The organism is Steroidobacter agaridevorans, from assembly GCF_009932555.1.
Classification (GTDB): Bacteria; Pseudomonadota; Gammaproteobacteria; order Steroidobacterales; family Steroidobacteraceae; genus Steroidobacter; species Steroidobacter agaridevorans.
Genome location: NZ_BLJO01000002.1, coordinates 81,285 through 96,776 on the forward strand (window position 1 = coordinate 81,285; position 15,492 = coordinate 96,776).

Consider the following 15,492-nt stretch of genomic DNA (forward strand, 5'->3'; position numbering starts at 1 on the left):
GAGCAGCGCTCGATGGTGGTAATCCATCGTGTGCTTTCCGTCATTTGGTGGAACGACGGGTAACGCTGCAGACTATTGAGTCTGACCGTACTCCCAGTCTTCGACCGAGTGTCCATACGTGGTGCAGGTCCCGGTACCATAGGCTCTCACCGGTTTGCCTGTCGCCTCGGCAGCAAGCACCAAGGCAAGAATGGCTTTGCCGCCCGCCTCATTGGTGTTGAATGCCAGGGCATTCGCATAGTAATCGATGGTGCAGCTCGCCCGTCCCTCAACGGGCCGGTCGAACATGACGAGCGCATGCCCATTCCGATCGACGCGCACGCCAGTCACTACCGCGCTTGGAATGTATCCAGCGCCGAGTGCCAGCGAGGATAAGAGAAGTCCACTGAGTGCACCAATGATTCGCTTCATGGTTGAGCTCTTCCGTCCTGCGAGCTTCGGAGAATTGTCCGATGCAGTTGCCATGCTCGAGGGATGCGCGAAGTTATAGTTCTCGCCATCCCTGAGCTTGTGTTCGTGCTCAAGCAGATTGCATTCGGATCGATCGCCTGTCAATGTCCGATGCGGAGTGGACGCGAGCAGCGTAGAGGTGTCAACAAAAAGGAGTAAGGCATGCGCTCGGTGAGCAGCGAGGTTTCGGGGAAATCCTGATTCAATCTCTCGCAACAGTTTGTCGCGTTGACACCTTTGTGGCGCGGCGGCAATGTATGAGAACGGACAGAATGGAGTCTGCGATGCGCCTGGTCAGCGAGCGTTTCTTTACCGATTCGTTACAGGCGGCAGCAAAGGAAGCTTAGCCCAGAACCTGCCGAATACTCTCAATCGTCATGACTGCTGTAGCCGACCCGTGAGCCACGGGCATGACGGTCTATGCGCATGAGTTCAGGAGAATAGGAATGAAAAGACAGGGATCGTTCATCGCAGTCCTCGCGCTGCGCTACATTCAAGATGAGCTGTCGAAAGGTAATCTCAACTTCGAGTATGGACGTTTATAAGCTCACGCCCGTGAGCTACAGCGCGCCAGTGGCTCGCGATCCCGAGGCGTTCTCGAGCCGGGTGGGGGTTGGGGCGTTTACGGGAGGTCCGATTACCGTCTCAGGGGCCTCTGGTTCGATGAAGGACTTCTATAAACGTATTCGGAATGTGCCATGACGGGGCTGAAGTTTGATCGTGTGTGGAGTTTGAGCGAAACATGATGTTTGCTCCGAGGGAAATGGAATGAGAAAGTTCGTTGCATCAATACTCCTGACGTTTCCGATGCTGGCGTCAGCCGCGGGGTGGCAGCCCATGACGACGGTGACAGACGCATTGTATGAAGGTGAAGACGATGCCTCGCGGTTCTATGTGATGTTCGGCTCGCCCACAAACCCGGACGGCTGCGCTTACGTGGGGTACTCCCGCGTCAATGGAACCACGCCGAAGGGCAAGGGCATGATCTCCATGATAATGCTGGCCATTGCCACCGGACAGCAGGTCCAGGCCAAACTTGAGGGATGCGACGATTGGGGGCGACCCCTCGTGACGGCACTGAGAGTTTCGCAGTGATAGCGGGTTCATCTCCGCACTGCTGATGCCATCAGCGACATTGTTCTAAGGAGAGAGCACATGAAGTACCTGCTCAGCCTGGCTGTCTTGCTGTTCGCAGCGAACGCCCACGCTGTCGACTACATAAATGTGAGGATCACCGGTATCGGTATTGTCGCGGGCGAGGAGCACATCCGTTTCACGATCGATCAGGATCCGAACGTGATCTTCCGCACCAATCAATACTCGGGCGATCAACTCAAGCGGCTGGTGGCGCTCGTGATGGCCGCATACACGGCGCAGTCTCCCGTCTATCTCATCCGCAGCAACGAGAGCACAAGCTCGTCCCAGCGGCATTACACGGATGCTTTGATCGTGAGCGTCGGCACCTATACGTTTGATGGCTAAAGAAGGCACCGCTGCGCGGCGCGTCGAATCGGCGCAGCTCCATGGCTGCAAGGTGATTGACAGCCATTCGTGGAGAAAGCAATGTACTGCCACAACGGCCACGGACGGCGAACATCAAACGATCCCGTCATTGAGCCCTCAAGACAGATTTTTTTGTCAAGGAGTCGAGGGTGCTTATGAAGAAGTGGAAGATCGCATCGCTGTTTCTCATGCTGGCGATGAGCGCTGGCGCGCACGCGAACGGCGCCGTACAAGGAACAGTAAGCATGTTGATCCAGCGCGCATCCGACGGGTTGATCTACGTCATAGTGAATGGCACGAGATCGGGTGCGCCGGGCTGCGCGACGGCTCACTATTGGGTCATCGCGAATGAAAATTCCGAAGCGGGCAAGAGGCAATTTGCGATGCTCATGACCGCGTATGCCTCGGGCGGCACAGTGCTGCTCAACGGCACCGGAACTTGCACTCGCTGGTTGGATGCAGAGGACATCAACGAAGTGCGGCTGATTAGCTGAGCGACAGGGCGATGCCCGCGAACTGACGCCAAATCCGGCGCGGCGTCCTTCATCGCTACGAAGGACGCCGTGGCAAGAAGTCGGATGCGCTCAGCTCCGACCCCCGGCCTTTCTCCCCACCTCAATAGTCTTGAACCCCGCATCCCCCCAATTCATCACGAACACACTGAATCCCTGCTTCATCCGCATCTCGATCTGATCGGGCGTCGTCGGAATCCCGCACGCGACCTTGAACTCCTTGCAGGCGGCGAGCACCGACTGAATCGCGCCTTCCCACGCCTTCTCATCCGTCACGGGCCTGCCATCCGGACCCGGCGATGAAAACACCCGACGCAACGTGCCGGCGCCCGGCCAGAGCACACCGATGCCTTTGACGGCCGCGATCTCGCGAACGTTCTTCAAGCCTTCTTTGCTTTCGACGACGACCCAGTTGATGAGCTCGCCGTTCGGGTTCAGCGGCCACAGATCGGCTTTGGCGCGATACTCCTTCTCGCTCACCCCCCAATACTTCGGACCTGCGCCCACGGAGTCCGCACGCGTGCCGCCTTGGGCGGGATAGCGCATGGCGGCGAGTCCGTGTTTGACTTCCTCGGCGTTCTGCACGTCGACGAACATGATGCCCGAGACGCCCAGATCGAGCTGCTGGCCGATGTGTTTCGCGGCGAGCTTCGGATCGGGCGCGATCTCGTGCATCTTCACGATCATCGGATAGGCGATGTGCGGGGCAGGGGAATTGCTCAAGTGCTTTTCAGCACCGAGCGCCTGCGCAAACTTCGTGAAGACGGGCAGGGACTGCTCGTAGTCGTGCTCCATGCTGCCGTCGAAGACGAAATCGGAGAGCTTGTAGCTCACCGTTTCTTTCGCAAGCTCCGCGGGTGACTTGTTCGGCGTCGGCGCATCGGCCGGTGCGCCATAGGGCTTGCGATTGCTCGGTGCGTACAGGCCCATCACGGGCTTGCCTTGCTCGATCAGCCCGATCATCGGATTGAGTCGTTGTTTCGGCGCATCGGCAAGCGCCTGGCTTGCCGACAAGGCGAGGGCGGCAAGCAAAGCGGCACGCAGGCCAGTGGAGACGGTGTGGGCCATCGACGTGGAAGGCATGATGTTTGAATCCCCCGAACGAACGCGCGCGTTCGTGATGACATTGATGTCGGTATGGACGCGCGCACTTCGATCGCGCGCTCGTTCTTCAAAGTAGCCGCCGTCGCGCTCGACTTCAACTCACTTTGCGTACAGCGAGGCTGTGGCGCAAACGCCCTTTGGCAGCCCGGCCGGGGCGGGGGCGCAAACTAATGTCGCGAACTTGCGCTTCGGCGATTGAATCATGCTGCCACCCAGATTGCCGGCACACATTATCAGTAAATTCCTGCGACGCTTCGCGCGTAGGATGTTCCGCGAAATGAAGCATCGGCGCGAAGCGTAAGGCCCTGCCTCATCTGGTGACTCATCAGCTGCGAGCGTGCGACCGGTTTTCACGGCGCAAGCGACGCAGGAAAAAAATTTTCCTAAAGGGGGAATATGACGATGAACGATCGAAGCGCAGCACGTTCGGGCGCACGCCCGGTGTCGGCAGCCGTCAGACGGGCACTGGGACCGGCGAGCGCGTTGCTCGCGCTGACCAGTTTCGTTGCCTTCAACGCAATGGCGCAGGAAACCGCCGAGCAGGTTGCTCAGGCCGGCCCGTCGCCTGCACCTCAATCTGCAACCGGCGGTAGCGCGACCGACACCGGCGTGAGCGACACGCTCGAAGCCATCACCGTGACCGGCTCGCGCATCGCGCGTGCGGACGGCTATGAAGCGCCGACACCCGTCTCCGTGCTGGGTGCCGAAGAGTTGAACAAGATGGCGACCACGACGATCGCGGACTCCGTGAACCGCCTGCCGGCGTTCGCGGGCAGCCAGACGCCCCGCAATCGTTCCTCGAACATCAGCTCCGGCACGGCCGGCACCAACATCCTGAACCTGCGCGGCTTGGGCGCGAACCGTACCCTGGTGCTCCAGGACGGCAAGCGCATGGTCGGCTCGACGGTCGCCACCGGTACGCTCTCGGGCGCAGTCGACGTCAACATGATTCCGAGCGGTCTCGTGCAGCGAGTGGACGTGGTGACGGGCGGTGCCTCCGCCGTGTACGGCTCGGACGCGCTCGCGGGCGTCGTGAACTTCATCCTGGATAAGGAGTTCACGGGCGTCAAAGGCAACGTCGATTACGGCATGACCTCGGCCGGTGACGGCGAGAACTACAAGCTCTCGCTGACGGCGGGCACCAAGCTCGCCGATGACCGTCTGCACCTGCTCATCAGCGGCGAGTACGCCGACGACAAGGGCATCATCGGCAACGATCGCAGCTGGGCGGATGATTCGTTCCAGATGATGAACAACCCGCTGGCCTCGCAGGCCGGCCAGCCCTCGCTGCTCACGGTTCACAACGCGGGCGTCGCGAACGGCACCTACGGCGGCCTGGCGCTGAGCTGTCAGCGCATCACTCCGTATGTCGACACCGTTACGGGCGTGCCGGGCAATCGGCTCCAGCCGATCACGGGTACGCCCTGCGCGTTGCGTGGCACGCAGTTCGTGACCGGCGGCGACGCGATCCCCTTCCAGTTCGGCGATCTGGTGAACGGCCCGACCATGAGAGGCGGCGATTGGGAAGCCTCCCGTGTCGATCGCGCGACGACCATCGCGCTGCCGTTGCAGCGTAAAACGCTGTTCGGTCGCGCAGCGTACGACGTGAGCGACAACATCACCGCCTTCGTCGACTTGCAGTACGGCCAGACCTGGTCACACAACACGCAGGTCGTGCCGATCCTGAACAACGGCGGCAGCGTCTACGTCTATCGCGACAACGCCTTCCTGTCTCCGCAACTGCGCCAGACGATGATCAACAATAACGTTGACGCCATCGAAATCGGCACGTTCAACGGCGACATGCACTACCTGCAGGGCATCAACGAGCGTGAACTGAAGCGCGGCGTGGTCGGCCTCGAAGGCAACTTCGATCTGGGCGGCAAGGAATGGAACTGGGATGCCTCCTACGTCCATGGCGAGCAGAACATCACTTCCAAGACCCCGACCAACCGCGTCAACGCCCGCTATGGCATGGCGATCAACTCGACGCTCGATGCGAACGGCAACATCGTTTGCGGCACGCGCAGCGCGGACCTGCTCTCTGTGGTGCCGGTGGCCGGTTGCCGTGCCTACAACCCGATGGGTCTGGGCGTGAACTCGCCGCAAGCCCTCGACTACGTCACCGAGATGGGTTGGTCTGACATCACCCTCACGCAGACGGTGCTCGCGGCCAGCATGAGCGGCGAGCCGTTCGAGAACTGGGCGGGCCCCGTGTCGATCGCGTTCGGTGCCGAACATCGCACCGAAGAGTCGGAAGGCGAGGTGAGCGCACTCGACCAGACGAGCGCCTTCTTCGCGGGTAACTACAAGGCGACGATCGGCAAGTTCGATGTGAACGAAGCATTCCTCGAAACCGTGGTGCCGTTGTTGAACGGCGTGCCGGGCGCCGAGACCTTGGACTTCAATGGCGCGGTTCGTTACACGGACTACAGCGTCACGGGCGAGGTCACGACCTGGAAGGCCGGTTTGATCTGGTCGCCGCTGGAAGATGCGCGCTTCCGCTTCACCAAGTCGCGTGACATTCGGGCGCCGGGCTTGGGCGAGTTGTTCAACCAGGGCTCCGGTGGCACGGGCAACAACACCGATCTGGGTCTGCCGGGCAATCCGACCTATTTCATGCAGAGCCAGACCATCGGCAACCTGAACCTGAAGCCGGAAGAGGCCGATACGACGGGTATTGGCGTCGTGTTGACACCGCGCTTCCTGCCGGGCTTCACCATGTCGATCGACTACTACAAGATCGAAGTCGACGGCACGCTCTACGTGCGCAACACACGTGAAATCATCGAAGGTTGTTACTTGCGTAGCGATGCGCAGATGTGCTCGCAGATCGCGCGTGGCTCCAACGGCTTCATCACCGTGGTTACCGCCTTCCCCGAGAACATCGTCGGCGAAGTGGCGAGCGGCATCGACGTGGATGCCACCTATCGCTTCCCGGTCGGCCCTGGCGACCTGACGCTGCGTGCGATGGGTACGTTTGTGGATAAGCTGGAGACCACCTCTGCTAACGGCACGAAGATCGACGGCCGCGGCGTGAACTCGGATGACGCGGGCATCAACCTCGGCGCGAACCTCTCCGGTCCGAAGTACCGCTACCTGCTCTCCGCGGGTTACGACTGGGATCCGGTGTCGATCACGCTGTCGATGCGTGGCATCAGCGCGGGCAAGTACAACAACGCGTTCCTCGAGTGCGAAGTGGGCAGCTGCCCGACGGTCGCGTCGCTGGCGGGTACCGGTTACACCAACACCATCAACGACAACGACATCGCAGGCGCCGAGTACTTCGACCTGGCGCTTAACTACAAGGTCGGTGACACGGGCGAGGCCTACTTTGTGATCGAGAACCTGTTGAACGAGGATCCCGCCAAGGTCGCCGGTGGCCGTGGCGCGGGCTTCTACCAGGGTCAGTCGAACGTGACGTTGTACGACCGCTTCGGAACCATGTTCCACGGCGGCGTGCGCTTCAAGTTCTAAAACGATAGAAACCAGCGGGGCGGGCCCATCGAAGGCCCGCTCCGCTCGGGGGATGACATGAAAAGAGCGAGTATGCTCGCGCTGGCCTGCCTGGGCTGGGCGATGCTGCTGTCTCACGCCGCCTCAAGTGCGGAGCCGTCCGGCGTGGACTCGCCGCATTCGGCGGATATTTCCAAACGCAATCTCACACCGAAAGACTTCCCACGTTGGCAGCAGCTCGAGCGCAACGTGTATGCCTATGAAGGCCTGCATTCGCCGGACAAGCAGGGCGTCATCGTCAACACGGTGAGCCTGATCGTGGTCACGGGCGACGGCGTGGTGGTCATCGACGGTCAGGGCGATGTGCCCCAGACCAGGCTCATGATCGAGAACATCAAGAAGCTCACCGATGAGCCCATCAAATATGTCGTGATCGCCTCCGATCACATCGATCACGTGGGCGGCAACGCCGCCTTCAAAGAGGCGTATCCCAACGTCGTCTTCATTGGCTCGCCGGCTTCGCAGCGGCGGCTTGCGAAGGATCCCAATCCGCCGACCATGCTCGTCTCCGAGCAGCGGTCGCTGCGTCTCGGGGCCGCGCAAATCGAAATTCTGAACCTGGGGCGCGCCCACACCGGCGGCGATCTGGTCGCCTGGATGCCGCAGATCGGCGTGCTGTTCCTGGGTGAAATTTATTTAAGGGACGTATTTCCGGCCATGCGTTCAGCCTATCCGACCGAGTGGCTTGCGACGATCCGCAAGGCGGTGTACTTGAACCCCACTTGGTACATCCCTGGCCACGGTTTCATCGACGAGCCGGCGATCATGAGGCGCGAGTTGGACGAGGCGAGGCAGGCGTTGGTTTATGTCATCGAGGAGGCGAAGCGCCTCAAAGCCGCGGGTTACGCCTGCGAATCGGCGGCGAATTGTCCGGCCGCGGAGCATGCGAACTGGGGCCCGTATGCCGACTGGGCGCTACGCAGCTCCCAGGCGCCGCTCGCCATCGCTCGTGTATACCTCGAGCTCGATGGCAAGCTGCCGGAGACCTGAGTGGTCGGGCCGCATCGTGGAACTAGTTCAGGTTCGGTGTGGTCCAAAGCGACCCGCCGGCCAGCCTTGCGAGTGGCTTCCGAAACTCAGGGTAAACGCCTGACACCGGACGGAAAATTTCCACATTCGCGGCAAAAAAAACAAAGTTCATGTAGCGCCTTAGGCGTACATTCTGAACAGCAGATAGAACAGGTCTAGCTCCGTGGAGCGCTGGATACTGTGCATCGCTGTAGGTTGATCGGTAGGGGGACGTTGAGAGTGAAGTCATGTATCCGTGCGTTCAGCACAGTTGCCCTGACCAGCCTGCTGTTGGCCGGCTGCGCGGGCAAAGATGAGCCCGAGAATCCCGGCACGCCGCCGCGCGTGCGAGTCATCACCACCCAGCAGTATTTGAATACGGTCGCGAACGTGTTCGGCTCGAGCGTGAGCATGGACATGAAGTTCCCGCCACTGCGTCGGACCGACGGTCTGCTCGCAAACGGCGCGGCGCTCGCCGGCGTCACCGCAGGCAAGATCGAAACGTTCCAGCGCGCCGCGAGCAGCATCGCAGCTCAAGTCGTCGCCCCCGAGCGCCGCAACTACCTGATCCCGTGCACGCCCGCCGATGAGAAGAAGGCCGATGCGGAGTGCGCCAAGCAGTTCTTCTCGCAGACCGGCCGGCTCCTGCATCGGCGCAAGCTCTCCGAGGAGGAGCTGGGCAAGTACGTGACCGCCGCGAACACGGCCGCCGACAAGCTCAACGATTTCTACGCAGGCGTGGAGCTCACGCTCGAGGCGATGCTGATCAGCCCCGAGGTGCTCTTCATCGTCGAGACGAGCGATGAGAAGGCCGACAAGCACGGCAGCCGTCGCCTCGATGCCTATTCACTCGCCTCGCGCCTCTCGTTCTTCCTGTGGGACGCAGGTCCCGATGACATGGTGCTCACGGCCGCCGAGAACGGCGATCTGGACAGCGATCGTGGCTTGAAGAAAGTGGTCGATCAGATGCTCGCAAGCCCGCGGCTGGAAGACGGCATGCGCGCGTTCTTCGATGACATGCTCGGCTTCGATGACTTCGATGCGCTCTCGAAGGATCCGACGGTCTATCCGTTCTTCACCGGGGCGACCGCGGCCGACGCCCGGGAGCAGACGATGCGCACGATCGTCGATCACCTGATCCACAAGCAGGAAGACTATCGCGAGCTCTACACGACGCGCGAAACCTTCATGTCGCCGGCGCTCGCGCCGCTGTATCAGATCCCGGCCTCGCGTGGCTGGACGGAATATACGTTCCCCGAAGACAGCCCGCGGCAGGGCCTCTTGACGCAGGTGAGCTTCGTCGCCTTGCGTGCGCACCCGGGCCGCAGCTCGCCGACGCTGCGTGGGCGCGCGCTGCGCGAGCGCCTGCTGTGTCAGGTCGTGCCGCCGCCGCCGCCGAACGTCGACTTCGGCAAGCTCGAAAATCCGGATGCGCACTACAAGACGCAGCGTGAGCGCGTCGCCGTGCACCTGGAAGATCCCGCGTGCGCCGGCTGCCACAAGATCACCGATCCGATGGGCCTGGCGCTCGAGAGCTTCGATGGCGCGGGCCGCTTCCGTACGCAAGAGAACGGCGCGACGATCGATACGAGCGGTGAGCTCGACGGCGTGCACTTCGCCGATGTGGTGGGCTTGGGTAAAGCGCTGCATGACAATCCGGCGCTGCCGAGCTGCCTCGTCGATCGGCTGTACAGCTACGGCTCGGGTGGCGCGGCCAAGCCTTCCGATCGTCCGCTCTTGAAGTTCTACACCGCCGAGTTCGAGAAGGCCGGCTACAAGCTGCCCGAGGTGTTGCGCACGATCACGCTTTCGGACGCCTTCCAGACCGTGACGGAGGCGAAGAAGGTGAATGCGACCGAGTCGCGCGAGCCGACCGAGGAAATCCTCATCGAAGAGCACCTGCCGACGACCACCACGGTCGACACGGCGGCGCCCGCGAATGAAACACAAACCGTGGCGATGACTAGCAGCCACGATAAGAACTGATTGCCGTTGCGGAGAGATCACACATGAGCAAGTTGACCAGACGGACAGTCCTGCGAGGTATGGTTGGCGGCGCCGCGGTGAACGTCGCGTTGCCCTTGTTGAACTGCATGCTCAACACCAACGGCACCGCGCTCGCCGATGGCAAGCCGATGCCGGTGCGCTTTGGCACCTGGGGTTGGGGCCTGGGCATGAACTCGAGCATCTTCGTGCCGAAGAAGTACGGCGAGGATTTCGATCTGCCCGAGGAGATCGCGGCGCTCGCGCCGATCAAGAAGCACATCAACCTGATCACCAACACGCAGGCGTTCCGCGACAACTATCAGAACCTGTGTCATTACACCGGCTGGGTCATCGCCCGCACCGGCGCTGCGCCGAAGGACACCAAGGACATTCCGGGTGAGACCATCGACGTGACGATCGCGAACCAGATCGGCGGTGGCACGCGCTTCAAGTCGCTCACGGCCACGGCCACGGGCGACGTGCGTAACACCTACAGCTACGAGAACAGCAACACGCCGAACGCCCCGGAGTGGTCGCCGCTGCAGTTCTACACCCGCCTGTTCGGGCCTGACTTCCCGGATCCGAACGCGAAGACCTTCACGCCCGATCCGCGCATCATGGTGCGTCGGAGCGTGCTCTCGGGCGTCATGGATCAGACCAAGGGCTTGATGCAGGCCGTGCCGGCCGATGACCGCGCGCGCCTGGATCAGTACTTCACCGGTCTGCGTCACCTGGAGCAGCAGTTCCAGCAGCGCCTCGAGAAGCCCGAGCCGATCGAAGCCTGCGTGCGTCCGGGTGAGATCACGGTGGATCCTGCGATGGGTCAGGAAGCCGAAGCGATCGCGATCCGTCACAAGATGATGACGGAGCTCCTGGTGATGGCGCTGGCGTGCGATCAGACGCGCGTCTTCAACATGGCCTACACCAACGCGAACTCCTCGACCATCAAGCCGGGCTACGAGAAGCCGCACCACACGACCACGCACGAAGAGCCGGTGGATATGAAGCTCGGCTATCAGCCGACTGCTTCGTGGTTCACGCGTCGCGCGATGGAAGGTTGGGCGCACTTCGTGGAGGCGTTCACCAAGGTGAAGGAGGGCAACGGCACGCTGCTCGATAACGTCTTCATCATGGGCACGACCGACCACGGCTACGCTCGCGTGCACAGCCTGGATCACATTCCGATCTTCACGGCCGGCCGTTGCGGTGGCGCCGTGCGCACGGGTCTGCACATCGATGGCAAGGGCACCACGGGCTGTCGCATCGGCTACACCGCGCTGAAGCTGATGGGCGTGGACAAGCCGTCGTGGGGCGTGAACAGCAACAACACCTCGCAGGAGCTCGGTGAGATCCTGGTATCTCGGCTGAGCTGATTTGCTTCGAGTGAGAGGCTCGGCGGCCGACCGATGTCGGCAGGCCGAGCGCCTAGGGGGATGAGTGAGATGAATAGACTTCGATGGTTGTTGTCCGCGGCGCTGCTGGTCGGCGCCGGCGTCAGCCAGACGACGCTGGCGGCGACGGGTCCGTACTGGCAGTCGAAAGACGCCAAGGACACCGAGTCGTATGTGAAGGTGCCGATGCCTGCGGGCATCCAGGTGATCGAGACCGAGCTCGAAGGCCCGGTGTTCGCGACCGCCGAGGGCAAGACCCTCTACACCTGGCCGCTCGGCAATCTTCGTAACGGCAACGCGGGCGATCGTCGTAACAGCGGCGTCTCCACCTGCGATGACACGATCTACAAAGAAACCTCGGGCTACATGAGCCCGTATCCGCCGGGCTTCCTGCTGCCCGAGCTCGAGACTCGCAAGAGCTGCGAGCAGCTGTGGCCGGCGGTGCTCGCGCCCGCCGATGCGAAGCCGGTCGGCAAGTGGACCGTGGTGAAGCGCAAGAACGGCCAGAGTCAGTGGGCGTTCGATGGCTATCCCGTGTACACCTCAAGCCTCGATAAGAAGGCTGGCGATGTGTTCGGCGGCACCAACGCGTTGAGCGGCGGTGCGCAAGGCATCGTGCGTCAACCGATCGGACCGCCGCCCGATGTGCCGCCCGAGCTCGATGTGGTTCCGTTTCGCACCGGCCACATGATCACGACGTACAAAGGCTTCTCGGTGTATGCCTCGGATGCGGACGCACCGGGCAAGTCCAACTGCACGGACAAGTGTCTGTCGGATTGGGATCCGGTAATTGCGCCGCAGACCGCGAAGACCAAGGGTGACTGGAGCGTGGTCGAGCGCTCGCCCGGCATCAAACAATGGGCCTATCGCGGCCAGCCGCTCTATACCTACGTGCATGAGAAGAAGGCGCGTGCGGTGACGGGCAGCGACAATCCGGGCTGGCACAACGTGTACACGCAGCGTGCGCTGCCGCCGCCGGCGGACTTCACGGTGCAGGACTCGCGCATCGGTCAGGTGCTCGCGGATAAGGATGGCAAGACCATCTATATCTATCAATGCAACGACGATGCGCTGGATCAGCAGACCTGCGATCACCCCGATTCCCCGCAGGTGTATCGCATGGCCATCTGCGGCAACTTCGATCCGAATGTTTGTAACGCGACGTTTCCCTATGTGAAGGCCTCTCCGGGCGCGAAAGCCGACAGCAGCCTGTGGACGGTCGTCACGATCGATCCAAAGACCGGCAAGTGGGCGAAGCCGGGCGATGCCGGCGCGATGCAAGTGTGGGCGTACCGCGGTCGACCCGTGTACACCTATGGCGAGGACTTGAAGCCAGGCGATGCCAACGGCGACAACTACGGTGAGTTCAACGGTCAGCGCAATGGCTTCCGGGCGTACTGGGTGCGAGACGATTATCGCAACAACAACGTCGGTCGCACGGCGAACGATCGCTAACCCTCGGCGACCTCAGGAGCTTCAGATGAAGAGCAATGCAGTTCGAATGATGAGCGTCGCAGGCTCGCTGCTCGCCGCCTCGGTGACCGTTGCGCTGTCCACTGCGAGCGCGCAGCCCGTGCCGCTGCAGGAAGGCGGCGGTGCGTTGAAGGATCGCCGCATCGGTTACGTGATGACCCACAAGTATTGGGCCGTGTACGAGACCGAAGGCGCGAAGACCGAATGTCCGCAAGGCTTCAACGACGGCCCGCGCGAGCAGTTCAAGAAGCTGTTCGATGATGGCAAGAAGCGCAGCATCGTCGAGGCGCAGTTGAAGCGCGAAGGCGAGCAGTGGCATCCGACGACCGCGCCGGAGTCGTTCGTGTTCAAAGAAGCCCAGGGCAACACCTCCTATGGCTTGAACCTGGACGGCAAGGTCGGTCCGGAAGATTTCCTGAGTCCCGAAGGCGAGAAGGGTATCGACAATCAGCTCTATCGCGTGATCGGCTGCATCGGCCATTACCGCACGATGGGCACGATCAATCACTTCGAGAATCTCTTCATGCGCAGCTACGACGACACGCGCATCGTCATCGAGCTGACCGAAGTCGATAGCCTGAAGAACGATGACGCGGTCGTTGTCACGACCTATCGCGGCAGCGATGGCCTGTTGCAGGATGCCACGGGCGAGGGCTTCATTCCTGGCGGCACGCAGCGCATCGACATGCGTTGGGGCAAGGAATATGTGAGCAAGCTGAAGGGCAAGATCGTCGATGGCGTGCTCATCACCGAGCCTGCCGATCGCGTGATGCTGCCGTGGGGTGTCACCTTCGGCACGAGCGGCTATCACGTGTTCCGCGGCTTCGAGCTGAAGTTGAAGCTCGATCCGGAAGCCGCCGAAGGCTTGATGGCGGGCTTCGTCGATGTGAAGGCGTTCAATCATCATTTGAATACCTCCTGGTCGACGCATCATCACAGCTACGGCCAGCTCTCCTCGCCCTCGCAGTACAAGGCGATGATGCGCCTGGCGGATGGCTATCCCGATCCGAAAACCGGCAAGAACACGGCCATTTCCTCGGCCGTGAAAGTGAAGTTCACGCAGGTGTACGTGCAGCAGCCGGAGCAGAAGGAACTGGTGTCGAAGCAGTAACAAGTGGGTGCGCAGGAATTTTCGGCCCTGCGCACCCATGCTTGCCACGATCATGCGTGAAGGCAGGTTCGCGGCGCGAATTTGGCGAAGAAATAACCGCGATGCGCTAGCTAGACTGCCCCAATACAAGTAGACAACGAACGTTGTTTAGGGGGCTGTCATGCTGCATTCAACCCGCCTGGATCGTCAGGCGGTGGCGCTCAGACCGGCGCGCAACGCGCCCCTGACGCTGCGAATTCCCGAGCCCGCCGCACGTCCTGGCGAGCCGGTCAACTTCAGTAAGCTTCGTTTATCGGCGCCGGGCGCCGTGCGCCGGCCTGCGCTCGATGCCGAGCCGCGAGCGATGCACGATCTAGCCTACGAGCTGATCCGTGTGCTCGATGAGAACGGCCATGCGGTGGGGCCGTGGGCGCCGGAGATCTCGAGCGCGACACTGATCGCGGGGCTTCGCAACATGATGCTCACGCGCGTGTTCGATGAGCGCATGTACCGCGCGCAGCGTCAGGGCAAATGTTCCTTTTATGTGAGGAGCACCGGCGAGGAAGCGGTGGCGGTGGCGCAGGCCGCAGCGCTCGAGAGCACCGACATGCTCTTCGGCAGCTACCGCTCGCAGGGCTTGCTCATCGCGCGCGGCTATCCGCTCCTGAAGATGATGGGGCAGGTGTATTCCAACGCGCTCGATCCGCTGCTGGGCCGGCAGATGCCGGTGATGTACTCGAGCCGCGAGCACAATTACTTCACCATCTCGGGCAACCTCGGCACGCAGTTCATCCAAGCGGTCGGCTGGGCGATGGGCTCGGCGTTGAGCGGCGATACCCGGATCGCTGCGAGCTGGATCGGCGATGGCACGACGGCGGAAGGCGATTTCCATTACGCGCTGACGTTTGCGTCCGTGTATCGCGCGCCGGTCATTCTCAATGTCGTGAACAATCAGTGGGCGATCTCCTCGTTCCAGGGCATCGCAGGCGGCGATGAAGCGCCATTCGCGGCGCGCGCCGTGGGCTATGGGCTGCCGGCGCTGCGCGTCGACGGCAACGATTTCCTCGCGGTGTATGCGGCGACGAAGTGGGCCGCGCAGCGCGCTCGCTCCAATCATGGCGCGACGCTGATCGAGCTCTTCACGTATCGCGCCGAAGCGCACTCGACGAGCGATGATCCAAGTCGCTATCGCCCGGCCGATGAAGGTGCGAAGTGGCCGCTGGGTGATCCCATTGCGCGCTTGAAACAGCACCTGATCGCCCGTGGCGAGTGGAGCGAGCAGAAGCATGCGTCGCTGCAAGAGGAAGTGACGGCGGAAGTGCGCAATCTGCAGAAGGAAGCGGAGGCCAGGGGTGTGCATGGAAACAACCACACCGCGAGCCCCAAGACGATGTTCGAAGGCGTGTTCAAGGAGCCCGATCCGCGGCTGCTGAAGCAGCGCCAGGAGGCGGGATTCTAG

12 protein-coding genes are annotated in these 15,492 nt (G+C 61.9%); 10 read left to right on the forward strand and 2 right to left on the reverse strand.

Features of this window, described 5'->3' with window-relative positions; all coding sequences use genetic code 11:
- Window positions 1–72: 72 nt before the first annotated feature.
- Window positions 73–411 (reverse strand): hypothetical protein, encoded by a 339-nt coding sequence (locus GYH35_RS07215; RefSeq protein WP_161815227.1) that lies wholly within the window; start codon window positions 409–411, stop codon window positions 73–75.
- A gap of 807 nt (window positions 412–1,218) precedes the next feature.
- On the opposite strand from GYH35_RS07215, the gene GYH35_RS07220 reads away from it, so the two are divergent.
- The 3 genes from GYH35_RS07220 to GYH35_RS07230 all read left to right on the forward strand — a co-directional run bounded on the left by GYH35_RS07220 (window position 1,219) and on the right by GYH35_RS07230 (window position 2,447).
- A complete protein-coding gene (locus GYH35_RS07220) occupies window positions 1,219–1,545 on the forward strand; it encodes a hypothetical protein (protein ID WP_161828043.1) in 327 nt (108 codons plus the stop codon).
- A 60-nt stretch (window positions 1,546–1,605) separates the two neighbouring features.
- The gene (locus GYH35_RS07225; protein WP_161815225.1) at window positions 1,606–1,932 is read left to right on the forward strand and encodes a hypothetical protein; all 327 of its coding nucleotides are present in this window, start codon (window positions 1,606–1,608) and stop codon (window positions 1,930–1,932) included.
- Window positions 1,933–2,108: 176 nt separating this feature from the next.
- On the forward strand, window positions 2,109–2,447 hold the full coding sequence (locus tag GYH35_RS07230) for a hypothetical protein (protein ID WP_202624145.1): 339 nt from the start codon (window positions 2,109–2,111) through the stop codon (window positions 2,445–2,447).
- A gap of 90 nt (window positions 2,448–2,537) precedes the next feature.
- Here GYH35_RS07230 and GYH35_RS07235 read toward each other — a convergent pair whose 3' ends face one another.
- Window positions 2,538–3,548, reverse strand: coding sequence for an aldolase/citrate lyase family protein (locus tag GYH35_RS07235; RefSeq protein WP_161828044.1), 1,011 nt, complete (start codon window positions 3,546–3,548; stop codon window positions 2,538–2,540).
- A 423-nt stretch (window positions 3,549–3,971) separates the two neighbouring features.
- Here GYH35_RS07235 and GYH35_RS07240 point away from each other — a divergent pair, with 423 nt between their 5' ends.
- The 7 genes from GYH35_RS07240 (at window position 3,972) to GYH35_RS07270 (ending at window position 15,492) form a co-directional block, all read left to right on the forward strand.
- Window positions 3,972–7,046, forward strand: coding sequence for a TonB-dependent receptor plug domain-containing protein (locus tag GYH35_RS07240; protein WP_161815223.1), 3,075 nt, complete (start codon window positions 3,972–3,974; stop codon window positions 7,044–7,046).
- Between the two features lie 57 nt (window positions 7,047–7,103).
- On the forward strand, window positions 7,104–8,075 hold the full coding sequence (locus GYH35_RS07245) for an MBL fold metallo-hydrolase (RefSeq protein WP_161828045.1): 972 nt from the start codon (window positions 7,104–7,106) through the stop codon (window positions 8,073–8,075).
- A gap of 258 nt (window positions 8,076–8,333) precedes the next feature.
- Complete coding sequence (locus GYH35_RS07250; RefSeq protein ID WP_161828046.1) at window positions 8,334–10,079, forward strand: DUF1592 domain-containing protein; 1,746 nt, start codon at window positions 8,334–8,336, stop codon at window positions 10,077–10,079.
- Between the two features lie 23 nt (window positions 10,080–10,102).
- Window positions 10,103–11,452 carry a DUF1552 domain-containing protein gene (locus GYH35_RS07255; protein WP_161815220.1) on the forward strand — a complete coding sequence of 450 codons (1,350 nt, stop codon included), beginning with the start codon at window positions 10,103–10,105 and terminating at the stop codon, window positions 11,450–11,452.
- Between the two features lie 69 nt (window positions 11,453–11,521).
- Window positions 11,522–12,925 (forward strand): COG4315 family predicted lipoprotein, encoded by a 1,404-nt coding sequence (locus GYH35_RS07260; protein ID WP_235936733.1) that lies wholly within the window; start codon window positions 11,522–11,524, stop codon window positions 12,923–12,925.
- A gap of 25 nt (window positions 12,926–12,950) precedes the next feature.
- Window positions 12,951–14,054 carry a hypothetical protein gene (locus GYH35_RS07265; RefSeq protein ID WP_202624146.1) on the forward strand — a complete coding sequence of 368 codons (1,104 nt, stop codon included), beginning with the start codon at window positions 12,951–12,953 and terminating at the stop codon, window positions 14,052–14,054.
- 160 nt (window positions 14,055–14,214) lie between these two features.
- Window positions 14,215–15,492 carry a thiamine pyrophosphate-dependent enzyme gene (locus GYH35_RS07270; RefSeq protein ID WP_161828048.1) on the forward strand — a complete coding sequence of 426 codons (1,278 nt, stop codon included), beginning with the start codon at window positions 14,215–14,217 and terminating at the stop codon, window positions 15,490–15,492.

Bases quoted from the DNA above. Each gene is read 5' to 3' on its own strand.
- GYH35_RS07230 (WP_202624145.1), top strand. From the start codon at position 2,109: ATGAAGAAGTGGAAGATCGCATCGCTGTTTCTCATGCTGGCGATGAGC.
- GYH35_RS07220 (WP_161828043.1), top strand. From the start codon at position 1,219: ATGAGAAAGTTCGTTGCATCAATACTCCTGACGTTTCCGATGCTGGCG.
- GYH35_RS07215 (WP_161815227.1), bottom strand. From the start codon at position 411: ATGAAGCGAATCATTGGTGCACTCAGTGGACTTCTCTTATCCTCGCTG.
- GYH35_RS07270 (WP_161828048.1), top strand. From the start codon at position 14,215: ATGCTGCATTCAACCCGCCTGGATCGTCAGGCGGTGGCGCTCAGACCG.
- GYH35_RS07235 (WP_161828044.1), bottom strand. From the start codon at position 3,548: ATGCCTTCCACGTCGATGGCCCACACCGTCTCCACTGGCCTGCGTGCC.
- GYH35_RS07255 (WP_161815220.1), top strand. From the start codon at position 10,103: ATGAGCAAGTTGACCAGACGGACAGTCCTGCGAGGTATGGTTGGCGGC.
- GYH35_RS07225 (WP_161815225.1), top strand. From the start codon at position 1,606: ATGAAGTACCTGCTCAGCCTGGCTGTCTTGCTGTTCGCAGCGAACGCC.
- GYH35_RS07260 (WP_235936733.1), top strand. From the start codon at position 11,522: ATGAATAGACTTCGATGGTTGTTGTCCGCGGCGCTGCTGGTCGGCGCC.
- GYH35_RS07245 (WP_161828045.1), top strand. From the start codon at position 7,104: ATGAAAAGAGCGAGTATGCTCGCGCTGGCCTGCCTGGGCTGGGCGATG.
- GYH35_RS07240 (WP_161815223.1), top strand. From the start codon at position 3,972: ATGAACGATCGAAGCGCAGCACGTTCGGGCGCACGCCCGGTGTCGGCA.
- GYH35_RS07265 (WP_202624146.1), top strand. From the start codon at position 12,951: ATGAAGAGCAATGCAGTTCGAATGATGAGCGTCGCAGGCTCGCTGCTC.